This is a genomic window from Shinella sp. HY16 (assembly GCF_028534175.1).
Taxonomy (GTDB): domain Bacteria; phylum Pseudomonadota; class Alphaproteobacteria; order Rhizobiales; family Rhizobiaceae; genus Shinella.
The window spans coordinates 1-23,754 of sequence record NZ_JAHYXL010000007.1 but is presented as its reverse complement, the minus strand read 5'-3'; the positions used below and the strand labels follow the sequence as shown (position 1 = coordinate 23,754).

The 23,754-nt window shown below is 58.8% G+C and carries 14 protein-coding genes; 7 read left to right on the top strand and 7 right to left on the bottom strand.

What is annotated here, in order from left to right:
- Positions 1–113 precede the first annotated feature (113 nt).
- The 6 genes from K0P03_RS32860 to K0P03_RS32835 are packed head-to-tail and all read left to right on the top strand — an operon-like array spanning position 114 to position 12,131.
- A complete protein-coding gene (locus K0P03_RS32860) occupies positions 114–1,280 on the top strand; it encodes a DUF6361 family protein (RefSeq protein WP_272791887.1) in 1,167 nt (388 codons plus the stop codon).
- A complete protein-coding gene (locus tag K0P03_RS32855) occupies positions 1,270–3,126 on the top strand; it encodes a phospholipase D family protein (RefSeq protein WP_272791886.1) in 1,857 nt (618 codons plus the stop codon). The genes K0P03_RS32860 and K0P03_RS32855 overlap by 11 nt, the downstream gene beginning before the upstream one ends.
- On the top strand, positions 3,123–5,024 hold the full coding sequence (locus tag K0P03_RS32850; protein ID WP_272791885.1) for a hypothetical protein: 1,902 nt from the start codon (positions 3,123–3,125) through the stop codon (positions 5,022–5,024). Before K0P03_RS32855 ends, K0P03_RS32850 begins: the two co-directional genes overlap by 4 nt.
- Positions 5,025–5,043: 19 nt before the next feature.
- A complete protein-coding gene (locus K0P03_RS32845; RefSeq protein ID WP_272791884.1) occupies positions 5,044–6,258 on the top strand; it encodes a C-terminal helicase domain-containing protein in 1,215 nt (404 codons plus the stop codon).
- Between the two features lie 30 nt (positions 6,259–6,288).
- On the top strand, positions 6,289–8,985 hold the full coding sequence (locus tag K0P03_RS32840; RefSeq protein ID WP_272791883.1) for a site-specific DNA-methyltransferase: 2,697 nt from the start codon (positions 6,289–6,291) through the stop codon (positions 8,983–8,985).
- Positions 8,985–12,131 (top strand): BPTD_3080 family restriction endonuclease, encoded by a 3,147-nt coding sequence (locus K0P03_RS32835; RefSeq protein WP_272791882.1) that lies wholly within the window; start codon positions 8,985–8,987, stop codon positions 12,129–12,131. Before K0P03_RS32840 ends, K0P03_RS32835 begins: the two co-directional genes overlap by 1 nt.
- Positions 12,132–12,318: 187 nt before the next feature.
- Here K0P03_RS32835 and K0P03_RS32830 read toward each other — a convergent pair whose 3' ends face one another.
- The 4 genes from K0P03_RS32830 to K0P03_RS32815 form a co-directional block, all read right to left on the bottom strand.
- Positions 12,319–15,282, bottom strand: coding sequence for a TrlF family AAA-like ATPase (locus K0P03_RS32830; RefSeq protein WP_336314312.1), 2,964 nt, complete (start codon positions 15,280–15,282; stop codon positions 12,319–12,321).
- Between the two features lie 52 nt (positions 15,283–15,334).
- Positions 15,335–16,204 (bottom strand): hypothetical protein, encoded by an 870-nt coding sequence (locus tag K0P03_RS32825; RefSeq protein ID WP_272791880.1) that lies wholly within the window; start codon positions 16,202–16,204, stop codon positions 15,335–15,337.
- Positions 16,192–17,268 carry a type IV toxin-antitoxin system AbiEi family antitoxin gene (locus K0P03_RS32820; protein WP_272791879.1) on the bottom strand — a complete coding sequence of 359 codons (1,077 nt, stop codon included), beginning with the start codon at positions 17,266–17,268 and terminating at the stop codon, positions 16,192–16,194. The genes K0P03_RS32825 and K0P03_RS32820 overlap by 13 nt, the downstream gene beginning before the upstream one ends.
- A 144-nt stretch (positions 17,269–17,412) precedes the next feature.
- Positions 17,413–18,534, bottom strand: a complete 1,122-nt coding sequence (locus K0P03_RS32815) for an RHE_PE00001 family protein (RefSeq protein WP_272791878.1) — start codon at positions 18,532–18,534, stop codon at positions 17,413–17,415.
- Between the two features lie 284 nt (positions 18,535–18,818).
- Between K0P03_RS32815 and K0P03_RS32810 the strand changes: the two genes are divergently transcribed.
- On the top strand, positions 18,819–19,745 hold the full coding sequence (locus tag K0P03_RS32810; RefSeq protein WP_272791877.1) for a recombinase family protein: 927 nt from the start codon (positions 18,819–18,821) through the stop codon (positions 19,743–19,745).
- An 11-nt stretch (positions 19,746–19,756) separates the two neighbouring features.
- Here K0P03_RS32810 and repC read toward each other — a convergent pair whose 3' ends face one another.
- The 3 genes from repC to repA all read right to left on the bottom strand — a co-directional run.
- Entirely contained in the window at positions 19,757–21,091 is a 1,335-nt protein-coding gene (gene repC / locus K0P03_RS32805; RefSeq protein WP_272791876.1) for a plasmid replication protein RepC, read from the bottom strand.
- A 209-nt stretch (positions 21,092–21,300) separates the two neighbouring features.
- Complete coding sequence (repB, locus tag K0P03_RS32800) at positions 21,301–22,314, bottom strand: plasmid partitioning protein RepB (RefSeq protein ID WP_160872130.1); 1,014 nt, start codon at positions 22,312–22,314, stop codon at positions 21,301–21,303.
- Between the two features lie 222 nt (positions 22,315–22,536).
- Positions 22,537–23,754 (bottom strand): plasmid partitioning protein RepA (gene repA / locus K0P03_RS32795; protein ID WP_336314311.1); only part of this gene is annotated, 1,218 nt, incomplete at its 5' end.

Genomic DNA, 23,754 nt, shown 5'->3' with positions numbered 1-23,754 from the left:
TTGCGGAGGCCCTTCACAATCTGCCGACTTTTCATCAGGCCAGTTCAAACCGTGACCACTTCCGCGGCAGGAACGAGCCCTCTGTTCCACTCAGCGCCCTAGACGGAATTTGTATGTCCTATCTTGCTTGGATTGATTTCGACCCCGAGGAGCGGCGACGCGCACAAACGCTGATCGATCTCTTCAAACAACCTGAAGCTCGCGATGAACTAGGTTTGGGAACAGTGCGCGATGCTCTTGCCGATCTCCTTTTTCCAGGCACCAGCACAATCCAGACGCGGCTACGCTATATGCTTTTTATTCCTTGGATCTACCTTGAGGCGCAAAGTCGCAAGGCGACACAAGCGGAGCGGACGAATATTGCTCGGGACCTGGAATTCCGATTGAGCGAAGCTCTGCTTCGTGGCGAGGAAACGATCGGTGTGATCGGCCGAGATGCCGGCCGAAACCTCAAGCGGCTTGCCTCAAGCGTCTATTGGGCAGGTCTAAACACTCTTGGTATACGCACCCTGGCAGGGTCCCAAGCGACTTTCCTCTCCTATGGTCCCGAAAGCCTGAAGGATCACGATCTGAAACTATGGGCGCCAACCCTACCTAAAGCACCCGGCAATCTGTTTGATGAGGCAACGTTTGCGCTGACATTAGAAGAAGCGGATTTCCTGCGAGATCGCATTGCCGGCAATGCAAAGCCAACACTGCTGAATGAACTGGCGCGCACGGGTGAGACTTATTCTCAGGATTGGCCGTGGCAGGTGGACGAAGGTAACATCTCGAAATCCAATCGTGCGATGTTGCGTCACGCCGAAAGGTTCTCGGGCGTGATGTATGGCGCCAGTCTGTTTTACAATCTTCTGCTGGCGCTCCGCGCCGCTACGCGACCGAACGCCAAGAAGCATGCAGATGCTCCAGCCCTGCTGGAGCATTACCGGTCGCGGCTTGAAGCCTGGAGGGCAGAGCTCAAGCATCTGAGCTTGAATGAGTGGGATCTCGACGATCTCTTTTGCCTTATTGGCAAGACCAGCCACAATTTGACGAAGTCGTCTCGTGATTTTATCCGCAGCTGGGCATCCATGGCACGGGATGGCTCGGTCCAATTAGAGACAGACAGTGCAGCGATCGAGCTTCTAAAGCATCGAGAACATGGCCTGAAGCGGTTGAAGGCGCGTCTGCTGCACGATGCGCCACTGGAGAGATGGTCAGGTGCTTCTGGCGACGCCCGTCTCGATTTCAGATGGGGTATTTCAAGAAGCTACCTCGGGGAGCTCGCCGATGCCGGCTGAACCCGTGTTCAACCCTGAAAATCGCGAACTCTACACGTCTCTTGTGCGCGCGCCCGATCAATATCGGTTCGACAATGCCGCAGCGACAACCTACTCGCTTGACTTCGAGACGGCGCTCACCATTCCAATCGCCATCGTTTTTCGAGACGCCGAGAACCGTGACGAGATGTTGCGGAGCCCGCTGGCCCTGCTGCAAAGCGTCGAACGGATGGCCGGCAGAATGGCCATCTACTGTGATCGGGGTCGCATCAAGGAGGCGCGCCCGAATGCAGCACGGTTGATGGCGCTTTACGAGAAGACGATAATCGAGGTTTCGGCGCCGGAGGGCGGTGCATTCCATCCGAAGCTGTGGTGCATCCGTTTCCAACCGGAACAAGAGGGACAGCCCACGCGCATGCGGCTCGCCATCTTGTCACGGAGTCTCACGAATGATCGATGCTGGGACCTGGCTCTTTGCCTCGACGGGAAGGTTGGCGACGATATCAACGATGCGAACGAGCCTGTCGTGCAGCTTCTTCGCGCACTTCCGGGATTGGCCAATTCGGCAAATCGCCCGCCGGCACCCAAATTTCTTCCGTCGCTCGCGCGCGATCTCGAGCACTGCTTCTGGGATGATCTCCCCGCTGGCGCCACCAAAGTCACCTTCGCAGTGAATGGTTTGAAACCTGGCGCCTGGTCTCCGCAAAAGGGCGAGCGCCTCGCCGTTCTCTCACCTTTCGTAAGCAGTGCCGCGCTCGCGCACCTGGCCAAAGACTACGAGGAGCCGTCAGCCTGTCAACTCGTGGCACGGGCCGAGGAACTGGATTGCATCAAGCCTGAGATTCGCGAGCTTTTTGATATACGGACCCTCGATGACCGAGCGACTCGTTACGAGGAAGAAGATCGTGACGAGATAGATTCTGCCGATCTTGAGGGCCTTCATGCCAAGGCCTACGTGGTAGAGCGGGGATCACGTCTTCATATCCACCTTGGCTCCGCCAACGCAACGAGCGCTGCGCTGATCCCCGGCCGCGGCGGTCGTACCCAAAACGTAGAAATCATGGCAACCTTGGACGGCCCCAAAAGCCGCATGGGTTCAATTGCCGAAACCCTTTTCTCGGACGAATTTCAACGACTTCTGACGCCCTATGTGCCATCTGAGCCGCCCGGGCAGGATGCCGCTGCAGCCGCTGAGAAAGTGCTCGAAAATTTGCGCATCAGGATCGCGGCGCTGCCGCTCGACCTACACTGTACCCAACTACCCGACGCCATTGGGCTCGAACTGGTGCTATCCGGCAAGATTTCGCCGATCGAAATACCGGCGGGAGTGAGATGTTTCGTTCGCCCCATTACGGTTGCGAATGAACGGGGATATGACGCTGCGCCTTTGCTCTGCGGCACGGCGCCGAGAATGGCTGTAAGCAGCGTCCCTTTGAGCGACGTTACACGCTGGCTTGGAATGAGGCTCCGCGATGAGGGTACAGGCGTAGAGATTGCGTTCACTTTGGGCGCCCGTCTCATCGGTCTGCCCGACGGCCGGGATGCTGCCGTCCTGCGAGCACATATTGCCAATGTCGAGAACTTCTTCCGCTATCTGAGCTTGCTTCTCGGGAGTTTGGGTGAAGGCAGCTTCCTCGAAAGCGAAACTGCCGGTGAGGGCCAATGGCTTCGACGGCTCGGTCAAGGTGGAAACGCGTTGCTGGAGCCGATGGTGCGAGCCCTCACCCTCGGTGGTGGTGAGCTCGCCGAGATCGATCACCTCATCAAGCGCCTAGATGACGGTGGCAAAAGCATAGTCCCCGAGGATTTTCTTCAGTTGTGGGCCAGCTTCGCGCCGCTCGTAGCCATCAAAGGAGCCCGAAAATGACTTATCAAGCAGAAGAGCATCTAAAGCTCCTCAAACCTTTTCAGCGGGCCACAGTCAATTACGTGTTTCGGCGTCTATTCACTGATGCGCAGACCACGGCGCAGTTTCTCGTTGCCGACGAGGTGGGCCTTGGAAAGACCATGGTGGCGCGGGGAGTCATTGCTAAAGCAATCCAGGAGTTGACCGGTAAAGTCGACCGTATCGACGTCGTCTACATATGCTCCAGCCAGGCGATTGCCGAGCAGAACATCAAGTCCCTCAACGTTATTGGCTCGGCGACAAAACCTCTCAATACCCGCCTCACTTTGCTACCGCTCGAAATCGAGCAGGAGGGCGGGATTGCCTCAAAGCCCGTGAACCTTATCAGCCTCACCCCAGGAACAGCACTCGATCTGAAGTCATCATTGGGTACCGCAAAAGAACGAGTCCTGATTTACGAGATGCTGAGAAAGAGGCTCGGCATCAGACACGGCGGCGTGCAGCGCGTCTTCCGCGGAGGCGTGGAGGCAGAAAACTGGCCTGGCTGGACTGACTGGATACGCACGCAGAAAATTTCCGAGGAGATCTCGAAGAATTTCAACGCGGCTGTTGGAGATGAATTCATCCAGCGGATTCGCGCAGCCGCGGAGTTGGCGAGGAGTAAGAAAAATCCAAACTATCCCGTCGATCAGCGGCCAGCTTCCATCATAGGGGAATTGCGCCGGATCCTGGCACGTATCTGTGTCGATGCGTTGACCCCCGATTTGATCATCCTTGACGAATTTCAGCGGTTCGCCGACCTGTTGCACGAACACGATGCGCAGTTGGCTCCTGAAAAGGCAGCCGCGGCGGAGCTCGCGCGGGCGCTCTTTTCCTACTCTGGCGGCGACGGCTCGAAAGCTCGGTTGCTGCTCCTGTCAGCAACACCATACCGGATGCTGACCTTGAATAGCGACGATCCAGAAGATGGCGATCACTACAGTGATTTCCTACGCACCATGCGCTTCCTCTTTGGCGCAGAAGATGGCGATGCGCGGATCAAGGAGCTGGAGCACGAACTGACTCGTTTTCGCCGGGCATTGCAGGCAATGCCGGAGACAAGATTTGATGCCCGCGTCACGCGTGATCGCGTTCAACACATTTTGAGTGAGGTCATTGCCCGAACCGAGCGCGTTGATTCCAGCGATGATCGCAATGCGCTGGTCAGGGAGAACAAGCCGCAGCTGACGATCGAAACAGAGGATCTTAAGGAGGCGAAGGTGATTGCTCAGGTAGCAGCGATCGTCGGTGCGCCGGGCGTAGTGGAGTATTGGAAGTCGGCGCCGTACCTTCTCAATTTCATGCGTGACTACAAGCTCCGGCAGAAACTACAGATGGTGAAGCTCCGGCCATCTAAAGAACTTCGCCACGCAATCAAGACTGCCGCTCCGTTCCTCATCAGCAAGGAGCAGGTCGAGGGCTATGGGGAGATTCCGCTTCGTAACGCAAGAATGCGGGTTATGGCGGATACGGCCTTCCAGCATCAGCTTGATCGCGCGTTGTGGATTCCGCCGTCTCGGCCAACGTTCGGCGAGCAGATCCCGGCAACCAAGTCGCTCATATTTTCGGATTGGTCGATGGTGCCTGACGCGGTCGCCGCCCTTCTTTCGCATGAAGCAAGTCGGCGCATGGGGATGACGGCCGACCTCGTCAGCCGCACCAGCCGTCCCATTGGCATCGAGGAGATGATGCCAATGCTCTGCCCTTCCCCTACCCTGGCGTCGTGGATCGACCCCTTGGCATTGGAGCGCCGGTATGGACGTGCGCCAAGCTATGATGAGCTGCATCTCCAAGCAGTCGAAGTGTTAACTGCGTATCGACGCAAAGCATCTAACACGTCTGACCGAGAGATCCGATCGGCTCCTGCCGCTCACACTTGAGGAAGAATTGGGGAACGGCGTGGACTGGGGAAGGCTCGGTGCGATCGAGCATGAAGGCCATGATGAACACGGGGCAATGGCGCGCGCCATCGAGATAATAGGAAACGCACTCGAAGGCGAAGATCATCTCGACGATGCAGAGGTCAAGGATTCCTACGACAAGCTCGCAGAATTTGCCCTCGGGTCCCCTGCAACCTGCGCACTTCGCGCGCTGTGCCGCCTATGCCCAGAGCTACCTCTGAACGACCCTGCCCTTGTCGGGGCAGCGATGGCGATCGCGCTCGGATTTCGGAGCCTGTATAATCAGCCGGAAACCAGGGCGTTGTTGGGAGAAGCATCGCCCCTGAACTACTGGCGCCAGGTCAATGCGCATGCCGCGAGACACGACCTGACCGCTGTTTTGGACGAATATCTCCAGCTCGTGGTCGATGCTGAGCATGCTGCCGAACTGGACGCGCGACAACGCGCGGCTCTCATCGCCAACAAGGTCGTAGAAGTCGTCGCATTGAGGCCAGCTCAAATAACGCTGGATTACTGGACGGCAGGGCGCTCGCGCTTGCACGATAAGACGTTCGAGGTGCGGGCGCGTTTTGCGATGCGATTTGCGACAAAAGCGGAGGACGAAAAGGGGGTTCGCCGTACGACGCTCGTGCAAGCCGCCTTCAAGTCGCCTTTTCGTCCATTTGTTCTGGCGACAACCTCGATTGGCCAGGAAGGTTTGGACTTCCATCCCTATTGTGCCCGTATCGTGCACTGGAATCTGCCCCGAAATCCGGTTGACATAGAACAACGCGAAGGGCGGGTTCATCGCTTCAAGAACCACGCCGTCCGGCGCAATATTGCTGCCAAGCTTGGTGATTTTGCGATCCGTGGCGATGATTGTGTCGCACCATGGGAAAGCATGTTCGAGGCCGCTCGGCAGCAGGAGATATCACAGAGCCGCCCTGGTGACATCGTGCCTTACTGGCTATACCCCGGTGACGAAAAAATCGAGCGCGTAGTTCTTATCCCCCCGTTCAGCAGAGAAGTTGAGCGCTACGGAAATTTAAAGAAATCTTTGGCGACCTATCGATTGGCATTCGGTCAGCCACGACAGGAAGAGTTAGTTCAGCTATTTACGAGATTTGAATCTGAGGTTGTCGCGGAGCTGGCTGATCTGCAAATATCACTCAGGCCGAAAAGTGATTTGAATATCGACAGCAAGCTGCACGATGCGCAGCAAGGGCAGCAGTAAGAATTTTGGGGCAGGAGGGTAGTTTTCGGTATGGTGCAGGATAATCTTTCGGGCGCATCGATATACAAGCATAAACAGGAGTCAGTGCAGCGCCCCGATGTCGGCGTTGAAGCGCAGTTTTCGAGTAAGAAAGCGCCCAGGACCTACCGCTACGATTCCAGCCTTGCGCCCGAACTCTCATGGGATGAAAACGCTGATCGTGCCTTCGCTGAATGGCTTTTGACGCTGGTTGCCGATGCCGCCGAGAAGGGCGAGGCCGCCGTCTTTGCTGAACCGCAGGTCTGGCAGGGCACCGAGGAACGGTTCACGTCCCTGTCGCAATGCGCGGCGCGGCTGCGCAGCCTGACCAAACCGTTCCTCAACTGGACCGGCAAGGCCGAGCGGCAGCAGGTGACGGTGCCAACGCTGCCGCTATTCGTGCATGAGCGTCATTCGACGCAGGCCATTCTCGAAACCCTCAAATCGCACAAGGCGCTCGGCACCAATCTTGACCTGTTCGGCGATATCGACCTCGACGTGGCCGACAAGCTCGACGCCTACGAGCATAAGGGGCCGTGGACCAACCGGCTCGTTCTTGGCGATTCTTTGCAGGTCATGAACTCCCTGCTCGAATATGAGGGCATGGGCGGTCAGGTTCAGATGATCTATTTCGACCCACCCTATGGCGTGAAATTCGGGTCGAACTTCCAGCCCTTCGTTCGCAAAAACCGCGTCACACACGGGTCGGACGACGAGATGATCCGGGAACCGGAAATGGTTAAGGCGTACCGCGATACGTGGGAACTAGGCCTGCATTCATACCTGACCTACCTGCGTGATCGGCTGATGCTGGCGAAGGAATTGCTTTCTGAATCCGGCTCGATCTTTGTGCAGATTTCGGACGATAATATCCACCATGTCCGGGAAGTGCTGGACGAGGTATTTCCGGGCGGGTTTGTTTCACAGATCAGCTTCCAGACAACTTCAGGATTTGAATCTAACACCCTTCCAACCGTGGGCGACTTCCTTCTCTGGTACGCGAAAGACAAGGAGCGCGTTCGCTACAACAAGGTGTTCGCTCCGCAGCCGGTGGAGCTTGGAAAGGGGAATGCGCGTTGGGCGCTATTGCCTGATGGTACTTACCGCGGAGTGACTGCTGCGGAAGCGAGAGGGGAAGACGAACTCCCGAAAGACGTTAAGCTATACAACCCTGGCGATCTTCAGTCGCAGGGTTCGGCATCGGAACCGCAGCCATTTGAATACGAAGGCAAGACGTATCTTCCAGGAGGCAACTCGCACTGGAAGGCCAATTATCCCGATGGGATGAACCGGCTCGCCACGGCCGGACGCATCCATGTCGCAAAGAACAGCATCCGTTATCGCAGATTTTCAGATGATTTTCCCTTCCAGCAAATAGGGAACATCTGGACCGACACCATCACCGGCAACTTCACCGACGATAAGGTCTATGTCGTACAGACCGGTTTCAAGGTGATCGAGCGGTGCGTGCACATGACCACCGATCCGGGTGATCTCGTGCTCGACATCACCTGCGGCTCCGGCACCACGGCTGTGGTCGCCGAGCAGTGGGGCCGTCGCTGGATTACCGTTGACACATCGCGGGTTCCGATAGCACTCGCCCGGCAGCGCCTCCTGACCAGCACCTTTCCCTGGTACAGGCTGAAAGAGCCGTCGAAAGGTCCGGCAGGCGGCTTCATTTACGAACGCAAGCGCAACAAGAAGGGCGAGGAAGTCGGGGGCCTGGTGCCCCGGATCACACTGAAATCTATCGCCAATGACGAAGATCCAAAGATGGAGATCCTCGTCGATCGTGCTGATGTCAATGACAAGATCACCCGCGTCTGCGGCCCCTTCACCGTGGAGGCGACGATTCAGGCCGCGATGAGCCTTGAGGAAGAAGCGCCGCAGCAGGCGGCGCAGCCGCAATCGAGCAGCCCGCGCGCCTATCTCGACCGGATGATCGAAGTCCTGCGGCAGAGCAAGACGCTGCGTCTGCCGGGCAACGTGACGCTGGAGCTGGACACTGTCAGCCCTCTTGCCGACCGTGAATATCTTCATGCCGAGGGCGTGGCGCGGAACGGGACCGACAAGCGCATCGCCTTCGTCTTCGGGCCGGAGGACGGCGCGATCGGCTCCGAATATGTCTTCAACGCTCATACTGAGGCGTTGCAGCAGGGATACCAGCAGCTTTTCCTGTTCGGCTTCGCGATCCAGGCGAAGGCGCGGGAAATGCTCGATAAGCTGAAGCTGCCGACAGTCTATGTGACTGTGACGCCGGACGTGGTCATGTCCGACCTGCTCAAGACCAGCAAGGCCAGCGAGATATTCTCGATCACCGGCCTGCCTGACGTGGAGCTGCAAACGGCCGGCAAGCGCGACGACGGGACGCCGCTGCACCGCGTCGTCATCAAGGGGCTCGATATCTTCCGGCCCGATACGATGGAGACGGACGAGATCAAGGCCGAAAACCTGCCGTGCTGGATGCTCGACACCAATTACAATGGCATGGCGTTTCTTGCGTCCCAGGTGTTTTTCCCGAAGACCAGTGCGTGGGACAATTTACAGAAGTCGCTCAAGGGCCAGTTCGCCGACACTGTTTGGGAACATCTGGCGGGAACGGTCAGCGAGCCGTTCGTTCTCGGCGACAAGAAACGGATCGCGGTCAAGGCCATCGACGAGCGCGGCAATGAGCTGATGGTCGTCAAAAGCGCGGAGGGAGCCCGCTGATGCCCGCCGCGCAGGAGAAGCAACAACCGCCGCTGACCGTCGCGGAGGTCGATTCCCCGATCATCAATTCGCCGTTCCGCGAGCCGGAATACCATTGGCAGATTGAACGCGGGAAGCCGCCAGTCAAGGCAGAAGGACGACGGCGCGCCAGCTATTTCTACCGCGTGCCGGAACACGCCGGGCGCGGACGGAAGAATAAGAAGCAGGCCGAGCTTTTCGAGAGCGAGAAGGGCGAGGAAATCGAGCTCGAGATCGTCAACCTCATCCGCGATCGGGTGAAGGAATGGCGTTCAGGCAGTCGGTCCGGCGGTATCGCCTATGACGGCGCGTCGCCCGTCACCAAGGAATTGCTGGAGCTATGGCGCAGCAGCGACCGGATGCAGCGGCTGTTCTTCGCGCAGATTGAGGCCGTCGAGACGATCATCTTCCTCATCGAGGCCAACGACGTTTACCACAAGGGCTTGCCGGAGATTCCAAAGGACGAACCCGGCCTGGAGGCGAAGGCCGCCGGCGTTCGCGCCTTCATCCGCTACGCCTGCAAGATGGCGACCGGCTCCGGGAAGACCACCGTCATGGGCATGCTGACGGCCTGGTCGATTCTCAACCGCACTGCCTCGCCCCGCGACGATCGGTTTTCCGACACCATCCTGATCGTCTGCCCCAACGTCACGATCCGCGAGCGTTTGCAGGAGCTGGACCCTGCGCTCGGCGACCTGAGCCTCTATCGCACGCGCCAGCTTGTGCCGCCGCACCGCATGGAGGAATTGCGGCGCGGCGAGGTCATGATCGCGAACTGGCACCGCCTTGCGAAGAAGGAAACCAACACCGTCAACGGCGATTCCGCAAAGGTCGTGAAGACCGGAGAGCCTGTGGAAGTCGTGAAAAACGCAGGCAAGGAAAACGAATCCGTCGAAATCAAATACTTTGAATCCGACGCGGCCTGGTTCAAGCGCATCCGGCGCGAGCTGGGCAGCGGAAAAGGACGCAGCCCGCACTGGCTGATCTTCAACGACGAGGCGCATCACGCCTATCGGCGCGGCGACGCCGGAGCCGAGGATCAGGCTCTTGAGGAAGACAAGGACCTTGCGAAGAAGAATGAGCGCGAGGCCACGATCTGGATCGAGGGGCTGGACCGCATCAACCGTCTTGCCGGCGGCAGCCGCAGGCGCGGGATCAATCTCTGCGTCGATCTGTCGGCTACGCCTTTCTATATTCAGGGTTCCGGCAATGAGGTCGGTAAGCCGTTCCCGTGGATCGTTTCCGACTTCGGCCTTCTCGATGCCATCGAGTCCGGCCTTGTCAAAATCCCGCAATTGCCCGCCCGTGACGTGACCGGGGCCGAGGAAGCTGCTTATTTCAATATCTGGCGATGGGTGCAGGCTAAAGCCAAGGAAGACGGCTACGGCACCAATCTCACACCTGAGCTGGTCATGAATTATGCCAGCGCGCCGATCAATCTACTGGCGGCCGAGTGGCATGAGCGCTTTCTTGAATGGGAGCAGTTCTCGAAGCAGCAGCACAAACATCCCGTGCCGCCTGTCTTCATTGTCGTCTGCCGCGACACGGCCGTCGCCAAGGAAGTCCATTCCTGGCTTGCGAACGGCAATGACGGCTATGGCGTTTCCCCGCCCTGGTTTCGGAATTCACCCGGTCAGGAGGTCACGGTCCGCATCGACTCAAAGGTCATCGAGGACATCGAGGAAGGCGGCAGCAAGGACGAGACCCGCCGCTTGCGCTACATCCTCGATACGGTCGGCAAGGCCGAATGGCCGGGCGGCAAGGTGCCGGAAGAATGGTCGGAGCTGGTCCGCAAACACAACGACAAGGTCGCCAGCGACGACAATGACGGCTCCCTGAAATGGATCGACGAGCGCATCCCGCCGGGCCGGGACGTGCGCTGCATCGTGTCGGTCGCAATGCTGGCCGAGGGCTGGGACGCCAACACCGTCACACATATTGTCGGCCTGCGACCGTTCGGATCGCAGTTGCTCTGCGAACAGGTTGTCGGCCGGGCGCTGCGCCGCAAGAGCTATGCCCTGAACGAGGAAACGCAGATGTTCGCCGAGGAGACCGCCAAGGTCTTCGGCGTGCCGTTCGAGTTGATCCCGTTCAAGGTTGCGCCTGCCGGACCGACTCCCCCGCAGCCGGAACCCAATCATATCTATTCGGTGCCCGAGAAGGCCGAGTTCGAGATCACCTTTCCGGTCGTGACCGGCTACCACCAGTCCGGGCAGTTTGAGCTTTTCATCGATTGGGACCAGGTCGCCAAGGTCACGATCGATCCGATGAGGATTCCGCAGATCGTCGAGCTGACCCCGCTGACGACGCCGGACGGCACTCTCGCGGCCTACGGTCCGGGCGAAAAGCCGGTCCTGTCGCTCAAGGACTGGCGCGCGATGTTCCGCGACCAGCAGGTCGCCTTCCGGCTCGCGCGCGAAATCTGCCTGCGCTGGCAGGCCGATAACGGCGCGGCGGCGGTGCCGACACAGCATCTCTTTCCAAAGGTCGCTTTCGCTGCAAAGCGCTTCCTGGCCGAGAAGCTGGATCGGAAAGGCGGCAGCCAGCCCTGCGACGTTCTGCTGGTCGGCGAATATATGCAGGCAGCGATCGGCTCCCTGCTTGAGGCGATCAAGAAGGGTTCATCAACCGCCGACGCAGAGGTCGCTGTCGTCCCGCAGGGTGCAGCCGGGCGTGGCAGCACCCTCTATGTCGATTTCCATACGACGAAGCCCATCTATCCCGTGACACACTGCCATCTGAATGCGATGGTCGCCGACACGCAGCGATGGGAGCAAAGCGCCGCCTTCCTTCTCGATAGTCATCCCGGCGTGAAAAGGTGGGTCAAGAATGACCGGCTTGGCTTTTTCATTCCCTATCGGAATCGTGGAATTCCGGCCAAATATGTGCCGGACTTCATCGTCGTCACCGACACGGACCAGAATGTCGTCATCGAGATCAAAGGCCAGATGACGGACGGCGCGGACGCAAAGGCGAAAGCGGCACAGCGCTGGACTGATGCCGTCAACCGACTGGGGCAATATGGCCAATGGCATTACCTGCTTGCGACCGATCCCGGTCGTCTTGGTCTCATGCTCAACGACTTCACTGAAGCCTCCTGGGATGAGGGGCCATTCGCGCTGACATAGCTCCTGGCGGTCGGGTTCCTGTTCTCTCGTGTGGCAGCGGAGCCCGATCGCCTGCCCAACACGGTCCCGGCGTGCGGCCTAGCACACCGCGACGCTGCCAGCTGCGCGGCCTTGCATTCTTTTCTCACGACCATCGAACCGGCTAACGGAGAAGGGGAGCGCATCGATAGAACGGAGATCCATCAGTCTATCGCTGCAACCTTACCCTAAGACGCCGAGCGCGCTCCTTGAAGGCGTCCTCGCCCCCTTCCAGGATAGTGCACACCTGATGGCGCATGTCGGCGTCCTCCAGTCCTCCGGAAACGTAGGTGATTGGCGGCAGTTCGCCAGGGCTATGCGTGCCGGCGCTAGCGACGATGATCTGGTCAGCATCCGTGTTGATCACGAGGTTGGCGTTGTGGGTGACCATGATGACCTGCCGCTTGGCCTTGGCCGCGATGAACAAGGCGACCAGTTCATCAAAGATCGATTTGGGATCGAGATTCTCCTCGGGCTGATCGATGATCAGGGGCCGATGATCGCTCTCGTCGAGCGCCAAGTACAAGAGGAGCAAGACAATCCCGCGCGTACCCGGCGACAACTTTGTGATGTCGGTGCCTTCGTAATCGATGCTGTAGGCGATCTGGATGTGGTCGGTGCTGAACAGCCACTTTGCGAAACGCATCAGCCAGCTTCGATATGCCGATTGATCATTCGCCGGTACATTGGCCACCGCGAGAAGCTCGTCCTGCCAGGCATCAGTGAAGTGCTGGATCGCCGTATCGATGGCGCCCACATCACCTGTTTCCCACGCCTTTCGGAGGTTGGCGTTGGCCCACTGTTCGATCGAGCCCTTTCCCTTAAAATCGCCGGCGCGCCGCAGGTCGAAAAGCTTCTCGCCGAGCGCGGCCCACTGCTTTACATCGGCATGCCGGCTGGCCGAAAAGGACAGCTTCTGCAACGTGCCTTGGGCGGCCTGTAGGCGGTCGACCAGAGGCTGATACAAGTCACGCAGGACCTGCTCTTCGGCGATAATCGCTTCGAACACGCGTAGGTAGCTGTCCCGCCGCTGCTTGCTGAGATCCGCCATGCGCACAGCGGCCTTTTCGCAATCGGCAAGCGTGGCGCGGCTGGCCTCGATCTGAGTATTCTCCTCGGCAATGCGCTTGACCAACGCTGCAAACTTCTGCGCGGTCTCGGTGTCGATATTGATGAGAGCCTGCAGACGCAATGCCTCCGCCTCCAACACTGCAAGCGGCGTCTTCTCTGGGTCCGCACCCTCTGCCAGATAGGACCGATTGGGATCGGTGATACGTGCCGGAGGCACCCCTCGCCACGCTGCCGCATTCTTTCGTGCGGTCTCAAGCTTGGCTGCCAGGGCGGCGTCGACGTCACCATGATACTCAAGCAGGAATGCTTGCCAGTCCGTGTCATCGAGACAAGCCGCGACGAAGCTCGATTTCGTCTGCCGAAGCGCTTCCGGCGCTTTGTTTTGCCGAAACGCCTTCACCTCATCCTGCAGGCCGAGGAGCGAACTCTCCTGATTGGCGAAGTACCGGACGTACGAACGCACCTTTTCGGCGGCATTGGTGATGGCTGAAAGACGGTCGGCCCGTGCCTCGCTCCCTTTCACGATGAGCTTGTCGCGATCGCTCTCCAATCCCTTGACGGTCTGCTCCTTCTGGGCGAGCTGCTGCTTTAGCCCAGAGATCTGCCGCTTCTTTTCCCGCTCGAGGCCGATCTGATCCGAGAGCGTGGAAATGGCATCCTCTTCGCGCTGGCGAGCGAGGCGGAAGCGCGTTGCCCGCAGCTCCAGAAGCTGGTCGAAGCGAAATGTCCCATCCTTTTCGGGATGCGCTTCGAAGATCACTCGTTCGATCTCGGCCAGAAGTGCATCGGTCATTCCGTCAGCCGAGCACAGTTCCTCGACGAACTTCTGCGAAAGATAACGCGCCCGCGGGAAGCGTCCGTCTAGCTCGGCATCATAGTCGTAGTCGAGCAGATCGCGTTCGGATGGGTCGCCGCTGCCCCAGTCAAGTCGGACACTTGCCCCTTCGAGTAGATCCCCTGCTCGGAGAAGCAAGGAGGCAGGGCTGAGATGTTCAGAAGCCGCATCGCAACCTGCGGCAATCGCGTCGGCGAGAGCCGTCTTTCCTGAACCCCGCGCGCCGATGATGGCGACGAGCCCAGGGTTGAGCTCGACGACGGGTATTGCCGCCCAGTCGGCATTTTGGATTGTGACGCAAGAAATCACCTGCGAGGGCGTGGCGCGGGTCGGAGGTGCGGCGCCGACAAATGCCCGTCCGGCAGGATCGATGACCGCCTGACGCAGCGAGTCGAAGTGAGCACCCCCCTTTACCCAGGAATAGCGATCGCCGTCGGGAGCCCCGACTTTTGCTGTCTCATGGGCATCGCTTCCGTGCAGACAGGGTTTGAGTGCTCCATACCGGGAGCGGATATCGTCCGGCGTGGCGCTGCTTTTACGGCCTAACCAGAAATCCCGTTGACTGATGCTGCTGGCGAATATGATGTGAGCGAACCGCTCAACCTCCTGTCGCTGCGCCCCTTCAGCTTCGCCCCGCATGCCGGACGTGCCATCATGCTCGCTCCCGGCAACTGCTATGAGAACATTGGCTTGGGCCCAATCGATCGCGCGATAGAGCTCCACCAACTGTTCAAAGCTCACCTTAAACTGCGTCGCGCCACGTGCGAGTGCAGCTCGTCCAGAGAGACCGGGATCGATCCTCGAGCCGAGGCGCGTGAGCTCGTCTGGCGTGCATGCGAACCGATCCCCAGAATACTCGAACGTCAATTGCGCGAGGAAGCGCTGTGTAGCCCCTACATGATCAGGATCCTGCGGATTGACGAGAAGATGGCAGTTCACCCAGTTGCCCTTGACGGTCCCAAAGGCAAGTCGCAGCTCCACATTCGGAAAGACAAGGTCGACGCCAGGAAGGCGACCGTCGCGGTGTTTCGCATCACGGACGCGCTCATAAGTGTCGAGCAAATAGTAATCGGTGACGCCTAGCGCGCGGATGACGGGCGCCGCCATTTCAATCCTGGTGAGATATTGCTCCCAGCTGTCGGTGCCATTGAACTGATCGTTCAGTACGGTACCCGGTGCATGAATATGAGGCTCCCATCGGAGCCAGCGTGATCCGGAACTACCCACATTCCCCCCAATCATGTGTTTTTATGCCGTCGAGTTCCGCCTCGTGACTATGTCAATGTCGCAAACCAAGAGCTCGCAGCCACGCGTCGACCTGCCCGAAGGCATCCTGCTGCCATTGCTCGGGTGTGCGACCATCAAGGATATCCGTCTCAGCAACGAATTTTCGGACGCTGGTCGGCCCATATCCTTCGGGCGCGTCGAACTTCTCCGCAATATATTGATAGCCTTGTGAGCCGCTCTCATGCTCGAGTAGCGGTTTGCACGCTGCGGCCAGGGCTTCGATCCCATCAGGATAATTTCGAATACAATAATAGATGTCGCAGGCGTCCTTCTGCTTGTGACGGCCGTTGAGGGCATAGCCCTTCATCGCAAGCAAGGCAGGAATCGAGCATACGGCTACCTCGACGCGGTTGGTGCCGCCTTCCGGCATATCTCCGGATATCGCGACGAGTTGGTAGAAGCGAAGAGCAAGGTCCGCTCCGTCAGCGCGCTGAACAGCAAAATCGCTCAAGATCGGCGGGCTATTCTTCACGATCTCCGCGTGACGGGGCATGAGGAAATCGACGACGATGTCGATGGGCGCCCCGCCATCGTTTACCGGCACCTGACGGACAAGCTGAAAGCGCCGAAGTTCCTCCCTCTGCTTGTACCCATTGCCCAAGAGAGCCTCGACCAAGTTCACATACTCGCCATCGCCGAGGGCTTCCGCGTCGAGGCCGAGATCGACATCAAGTGTCCCCACATGAGGCATGTCCTCATTGTCGAGCAGCAGCCAGGGAACCGCACCACCAATCACCGCGAACTTCCCTTTGAAGCTGCCGAGGATCTGTCCGATTTCGACAAGGACACCCTTCACGGCCTTCGTTGTGCGGTCCTCATAATCCGCTGCGGACTGAGGCTCGGGCGGCACTATTTTCGCCATGAAAGGAGTTCCTTTCTGAGATGTTCAGCAGCTTCCGCTCCGCGTTCGCCCGCGATGGAAAGATCAAGATAGGTTTGGACGGGACTCGTGCAGATTACATTCGGGGCAGGCTCGACGATATCGTTGAAGAGGCCACGGTCTTTAAGCACCGTAACCACAACGTTCGCTCCCGACGCCGCGGGGGAAAGTTTCAGGGCATCGCGCAGACGGTTGAGCCCGGCCGCATCCGCGTAAAAATGTTGTGTGGCAACGCGGCCATAAGGGGCCAGCCAGTGCGCCGCCGAAAACGAGGCGAACGCAGCGTGGGGATAGCCTTCCTGTGCACCAAGTGCGCCTCGCGCAGAGGCCTCCAAGGATTGGCCATGGAGCGTCGTGTAAAAACTCATGCGCTCGCCTGCCGGCGCTTCATAGGCTTCGCGCCAAGAGTCAAGGAGTCCATCGGGCTGAGAAAGCCGCAAGCCATCTTCCGTAACCTCGGCCCATTCGCGGTCGACCAACTCGCTCCGAACATTACTGACGTGGCCAAGGCTGACATCGGAGGCCTGGGCGAGGTCTGCGACTCGCCATGGTCGAATAGGATCGCGAAGAAGAACCCGAAGAACCTGCGCCGACTTTGGTTTGAATATTGATTTCAGACTGCGGTGGACCGCGGGTGGCTTCGCATCGACCTGCCGCTCGATGAAGACGCTTTCGAACGCGATCCGCGCGTTCCCCACGAAATCGATAAATCCAACATTGAACTCCCGACATAGCGCTTGCGCATCCGGCGATAGATATGGCGCGATGAAGATCGGTGTTGCCGGTGGATCGAAATGATCCGCGACTTTGTGGAGCTGAAGGAGGGCCGCACGCACATGCCGCGGCTGGCCCGCTGGCTTGACCTCGCAAACCAGGAAATGGTGATGCCCATCGATGTTGAGTTCTACCAGAATATCGACGCCGGAGCGTGGTGACGTCAGCTCCACTTTGTTTATCCGTAAGACGGGCACACTTTGCAGCAGCCCCTCAACAACCTTCGCTGCTTGGCTTTCGAGTTCATTCAATGAGTCGTCGGTTTTCAACATTTGCTGAAAATGGCGCCTTCGGTGAAACCAGTCAAGCGAATTTCAGTGGACGAGGGTTTTCAACAAGCGCTGAATAACCCTGCTAGAGTGAAACGCATTGCATGGTCGGGCCACCTGGTGGCAAGGGAGCAAGGTCGTGCGGGTCTAGAGAACGCCCCACGCTCGGTATCTACCCCTGCCCGTCATCTCGCGAGCACCAAGCTCGCCAATTAAATTCAGAGCGCCGCGGGGCGTCACCCCGGCCGCCTTTGCGATCATGGACGCCGACACGATCGGGCGCGACAGGATCAGATCGATCACCGCCGGAAGGCTGCTCGACGAGCGACGGCCGCGCATCCTCCGCTCCATCTGATCCCGCGCCTGGTTGAGCCGGACGATCTCCTTCATGCCAGCCTCCGCCGCGATCGACATCGCCTCAAGGAAAGCGAGCAACCGCGTCGTTCGCTCTCTCGCGCGACGTCGCTCTCGAGGAACAGCTTTCAGCCCGACATTGTATGCCAGCAGATGCGAGATGATCTTGCCGCTCGACCGGAGATAGGCGACGACGAGCTGGCCACCGAGCCAGTGCTGGCGTTGCACCGGCTCCAAGGATTCCCAGGCGTCGTACAACAGCACGGCCGCAAGTGCGGGTGGCAGTGTTTCGGCACATTTCAGGACCGAACGCCATTGTGACAGCCGTTCCGCCTCATCCCAGTCTGGGTCGCGGATAACCAGGTCGCCGACGGCGAGTGAGGGGCGCGCTGCGGATGTCGGCGCAGAGCCGTCGCTCAACGCGTCGAGGACTCGCTGCGAGCGACTGATGATCGCATCAATATCAGCGAACTCGCGGGCAAGCACACCATCCTCATCATCGTCGAGATCGACGCTCCCCTCCCCTGCTCGCCCGGGCAGCGCGAACTCTTGCTGCCGCTCCGCGCCGAGAACCGCTCCTGTCAGTGCAGCCACGCCGCCCTCGCTGACCGCCCAGGCGGGATCGGCACCGAAGATCCGACGCCGAGCACGGAGGATCGTGTGCCCGATGGTCAGCTCATGGGTGGGCGCCCGGATATCCATTTGGGCATCGTGGAGCACGAGGTCCTCGACATGGATGAGTTCGCCCGCCACCCACATACTGGCAGCCGCATCAAAGAAATGTCCCCGCTCGACAAAACCATCGCCGACGGGGCTGCGGCGTACAACCTCGTCGAGTCGGGCAAGTCGATCTTCGGCCCGTGCAATGGCTGGAAGAAGCGTCTCCAGAGGCAATTTCTCAATTTCGTAAGCCATTGTAATAAAATGCCTGCCAATCCGATACGGAAGCTATCATGTCCTTCGCTTCCGTCACATAGGTAGTTTTTCCCGCGCGCGTACTTAGTAAAGGCGGCTAGGCCTTCCGGATTGAACAGAGGTATGCCCACCGCGCCTCACGTCGACGAGAATGGCCATTTTCCAATGGTTTTCGACATTCAGCGCCCCGGCAAATGGCAACAAGAGACGTTTACAAACGATCGGTTATCCTTATCTTCTACAATTGGAAATCCGCACCAGAACAACTCTCTTAGGCGCTCCAGATGCCCGCTGACACACGCAATCGCACTTCCCGTCGACCACAGGGCCGGCTAATCGGCTATGCGCGCGTCTCGACGGACGAACAGATGACGGAGGCCCAGGAGATTGAGCTCCGCTCGGCCGGCTGTGACGTCATCGTTCAGGAACACGGATCCGGCGCATCGCGCGCCCGTCCAGCCCTGTCCAAGTTGCTTCGAGAGATCAATGCCGGCGACACACTTGTGGTCGTGCGGCTCGATCGTCTGGCGCGCTCCGTTAGTCATTTGCTCAAGGTGATCGAGGATCTGACTGCGAAGAACGCGCATTTTCGGTCGCTCCGCGATCCGATTGACACGTCGACGCCGCAGGGAATGTTTTCTCTCCAGGTGCTTGGCGCCGTGGCGCAGCTAGAACGCGCACTGATCTCCGAGCGAACGAAGGCAGGCATCAAGGCCGCAAAAGCGAAGGGCCGACTGCCCGGCAACCCGGGTATCCGGGAAAAACGGCCCGAGGCGCTGGCCAAAATGACCGCGGCGCAGAAAGCGGCTTACGGCGATCGCATCCAGGCTACCGCCAATCAATGGCTTCCGACCGTTCGGCGCATGCGGCCGGATCACACCTGGGACGACATCGCCCGCGTTTTGAACCAACGCGGCCTCGATTGGACGCCAGAGCGTCTTCGCCGCGCCGTGAAGTGGATGGTCGCGGAGCGCATGGCCGATGCGGCGTTGCTTCGCAAGTCCCCTCCCCGTCCGCCTGAAGATCGCTTGATGACGTTGGTCGCCGGCATTCACTCGTCGAACTCGGACCTGACGCTGCGCGAAATCGCGGCCCAACTCGAAAGGTTGCATGAGCGCACTCCGCGCGGCGGCTCGAAATGGTCGCCCTCGTCCGTGAAGAACCTCATCGATCGTGCCCGCCGATCGGGACTGATCTCCAGCGCCGGATAGCAGCGCGGCCTTCATCGCGATTTCGGCGTCTGCAGGCCCTTCAAGCTCTTCAACAGTGAATCCGACACCTGCAGCCGATCTCCGGCTTCGGCCGCATCATTCGATCGGCTCCCAGCCAGACCGCGATCGTCGCCGGACTTCTGCGCATCGAGCTTTGCCCTGAGCAAGGCCATGATCATCGGCCAGGTCGAGAATTTCCCGTCCTTGGCGCGGTCCGTCAGGCTGCGCAAATAGCCGCCGGCGTTGCTGATCTGACCGGCCCTCTGGTAGATCGCGGCCAGCGTGATCCCGGCATGCTGCTCTCCCATGACCTCACAGGCTTCCCGCCAGGCGCTCGGGCTGATCCCCAGCATCGGCCGGGCCAGTTCCGCGGCCGCCAGCAAGTCTCGCCAGTGCCGGATATCCCCTCCTTGTGCCAGTTCACGGATTTCGGGGCAGGCATCCAGCACGATCCCCAATGGTAGCTCCCGTTTCGGCAGGCTCCGCACGTTGACGGTTTCCGCAACGCCGCCGCTCACTTCATCATCTTTTCCAAAGCCGTATTCAGATTCAAAATTAGAGTCTGGTTTTGAATTTTGTATGTGACGACCGGAATGGGACTCATTGGCGTCCAGATTCTGCGTTTTCGCGAATGATTCCAACACGTCACGGATATCGACGCAGAGTTCGTGAAGTTCCTGCGCAATGTCGTCCACAAGCTGCCGGGGAGCCGAACGTGGGAGCCTCGCGATGATCCGCTGATAGGTCTGCGTGACCCTGCCCCAGTTCCCCGGAACGTTCTCCTCAATGCCGGTTTCAATCATCTTGACGATGTCGCGCCGGAGCAACGTGAGACGCTCCTTCGCAACGCGAAACGCCTTCTTCTCAGCTTGCAGTGCCTCAACCAGGTCTCGAAACTCGTCCGCCCGCGCCACGATCGGCGACAGGTCGAAGCCGTAGGCCTGTTCGATCTCCCCTCCCCTTCCCTTGCGAGCGAAGCGTTTGCCATTGGGGCTGTCGCGGCGGATGATCACGCCGCAATCGACAAGCACCGCGATATGCCGTCTGAGGGTCGTCGGCGGCATCCCATTTGCGCGCGCAGCAAGCTGCTCGTTGGACGGCCAGACTACAAGCTCCGCGTCGCCGCTCAAGGATGTGTCCGGGTGAAACGACAGCAATGCGTTGAGAATCGTGAGTGACCGATCCGTAGCACCAATCAGTTCCCGCGCTTCGCGGATATGCTGGAAGACCTGCCACTTGTGGACGGCAGCGTCAGGTGAGATTGCCTTTGCAGTCATTTGACTTGCGATATGGCCGAGCGTCATCGCCCGCCGCCCGAAGGGCGTCGTCGAGATATGCGTCTGCATTTCCTTTTACCTTTTGCTAGGCAAAAGAAATCTGCTCGCCGAAACGGCGTTGAGCCTCAGAAGACTCTTGACGGTGATTCTCGGAAATGCGATTCTCTTAGTCGCGACACTACAGAGAAGGGCTTCCGGAATTTGTTTCGGTGGCCTTTTTCTTTTGCGGTTCGTAGTTTTTCATCTCTACCGAGCGCGGCTCGGAATTGATGCAAATCTCACCCTCGGTCGGCTTTCTCTCCTTCATTCGTTTCAAGAAATTGGACATACAAACGATCCAACTGGTCCGCGACATACTCTCCGAAAGATGGCACCAGTTTCTCGTCGAAAATTAATGCTGTCTTCCCGGTCTCTAACTGGATGCGCGCCGCCTTTTTCCCCTTCGGCGTGCTCCAGTTTTTTACTTTCCTGGAAGGCTTGGCCGGCCGCTTCGATGCAACATCGAAGATGAGAGCGAAACGAGCATCGCTATCTGCGGCCAAGAACCGTTCAGACCCCAGAATCGCCTCAACAGCGTCCATGACCTTTGGTTTCCCGAGGCTTTCAGCAAGCGCTGCCCAGCGCGATCTACCCGCTTTCGCGGCCGGGCCAATCTGGATAGCAAGCTTTTCTGGAATGCTCCGCGCGACGGCGATATAGCGGCTTAGGTCAGACTTGTCGGTCGATAGGGCAGCAGTAATGGTTGCGCGATCAAAACCCGCATCCTCGAGCCGGAGCGCAAAGAGCGCCTTCTCAATGAATGAAAGGTCGGCGCGATCAAGATTCTCTCGTCCTTGAGCCACCACCAGGTCACGATCGGTCAGGCTTCGGACGATCGCCGACACCTCTCGACCCAGATCTATGGCAGCCCGTAGCCGCCGACGTCCGTATGCAATTTGATACCGGCCAGTCTTTTCCGGATGAGGTCGAACGAGGATCGGGACTTGCTGTCCGTTTTCAGCGATGCTTGCCTTGAGCTGATCGAATTTTGGGTCAATAGCGGTCGGCAATCGGTCGGCAATCGTCGATCCTTCAATCATCGACGGATCCAAGGAAACGACCGCCTCGCCCGAAGCCAACTGATCCTGAAGTCGAGCTGCGGTTTTCGCTCCCTCCGCCATCTCTTGCAGTGACGAGCCCATCGCGGAGATTGCGCCAGTGCGCACACGGGCAGCTGACTTGTCCGTTGCAGCCTTTTCGCTCACAACCGGCTTTTTGAGGAACAATGAGTCGATCGCGTCCTTACGGCTCATGGCGTTGATCTCCGCAAGCTAGTTTCGAAGCACCGCATCCGGCGGAAGGCGGCCTGTTGGGAGCTCCCAACAAGCTGCGGCTAAAGCAGCTTGGGCGGCGGCTTCCCCCAACCTTTTGGTTCAAAATTGTTGGATACGATCCCTGCAACGAAAACAGAAATCGGCTCTGGTGGAGTCTGTTGGGAGCTCCCAACGGTATGTAGGGATCCTGTAATACTCCAATCATGGGCGTCCCCAGGCAGCCTTAATCAATCCTTCGATTTCGGCGTTCACCGCGTCCAAAGCTTCCATCGCCCGGTCGTATGTCGAACGAGTTAAATTCTCTCGCCCGATTTCATAGAGCGTCTGTTTCGTAAGGCCGGCGTCGGAAACCGCCGCAGACTTCACCATCGGATTAGTCAGGACGTGATCATCGAACATGTTCCTCAGCAGCGCCGCGACCTTCGTCTGCGGGGCATCCTGAGGTTCGAACCGGGTCAGCAGATAGCGGATGAAATCATACTGTAGATTCCCTCCGGCCTCCTTCACGACACCGAGAAGATCGCGAGTCATAAGCAGAAACTGACTCATCGACGCGATATCGAGCATCTGCGGGTGCACCGTAATGACCATTGATGTCGCGGCGCACAGACCACTGAGTGTCAGGAAACCGAGCTGGGGAGGGCAGTCGATCACAACGACGTCATAGTCGTCAGCGACTTCGTCAAATGCTTGGGCGACACGCGTGAAGAAAAGCCCATCTCTCGAACCACGGTCAGTCAGGGCCTTTGGGGTTGTGTGCTCGAACTCCATAAGCTCGAGGTTTCCCGGGACGAGATGCAGACCATCGAAGTACGTTGAGCGGATCACCTCTTTGAGCGACCGCCTAGAGTCGTCGTACCGGATTGCCGCGTACAGTGTCTCGTTGGCACCTACATCCGTCTCCGGGAGAACGCCGAGGAGTGCCGATAGGCTGGCCTGCGGATCGAGGTCTACAGCAAGTACCCTGTAGCCCTGCAATGCAAGATACTGAGCAAGGTGGGCTGACGTTGTTGTCTTGCCGGAGCCGCCTTTGAAATTGGTCACCGCAATGACCTGCAAGTGTTCCGAGCCGCGCCGATGGGGCACAAACTCGATACTCTCGCGTCCGCGGGCAGAGCCTGCCAGCATATGCCGGATTTCGTTAATCTGACCGAGTGTGTAGAAGCGCCTTCCGTTGCTGGCGAGTTCGGGTTGAGGACCTTCACCCGCCAGAGTCATCTTTCGAAGGGTCGAATCAGATATTTTCATTAGGCGCGCCGCTTCACCCGACGTGAATTTGCGCAAACTCTTGTGCGACGTCGGAGGGAACAGGGCTTCGCTCATAGCCTGGAGCTGAGAGCTCAGTTGTTCAGCGTGATCACCAATAGTGACATCTACCGAGGGACGATCATTTCGGGATATGGCAACAGCTTTGCTCAC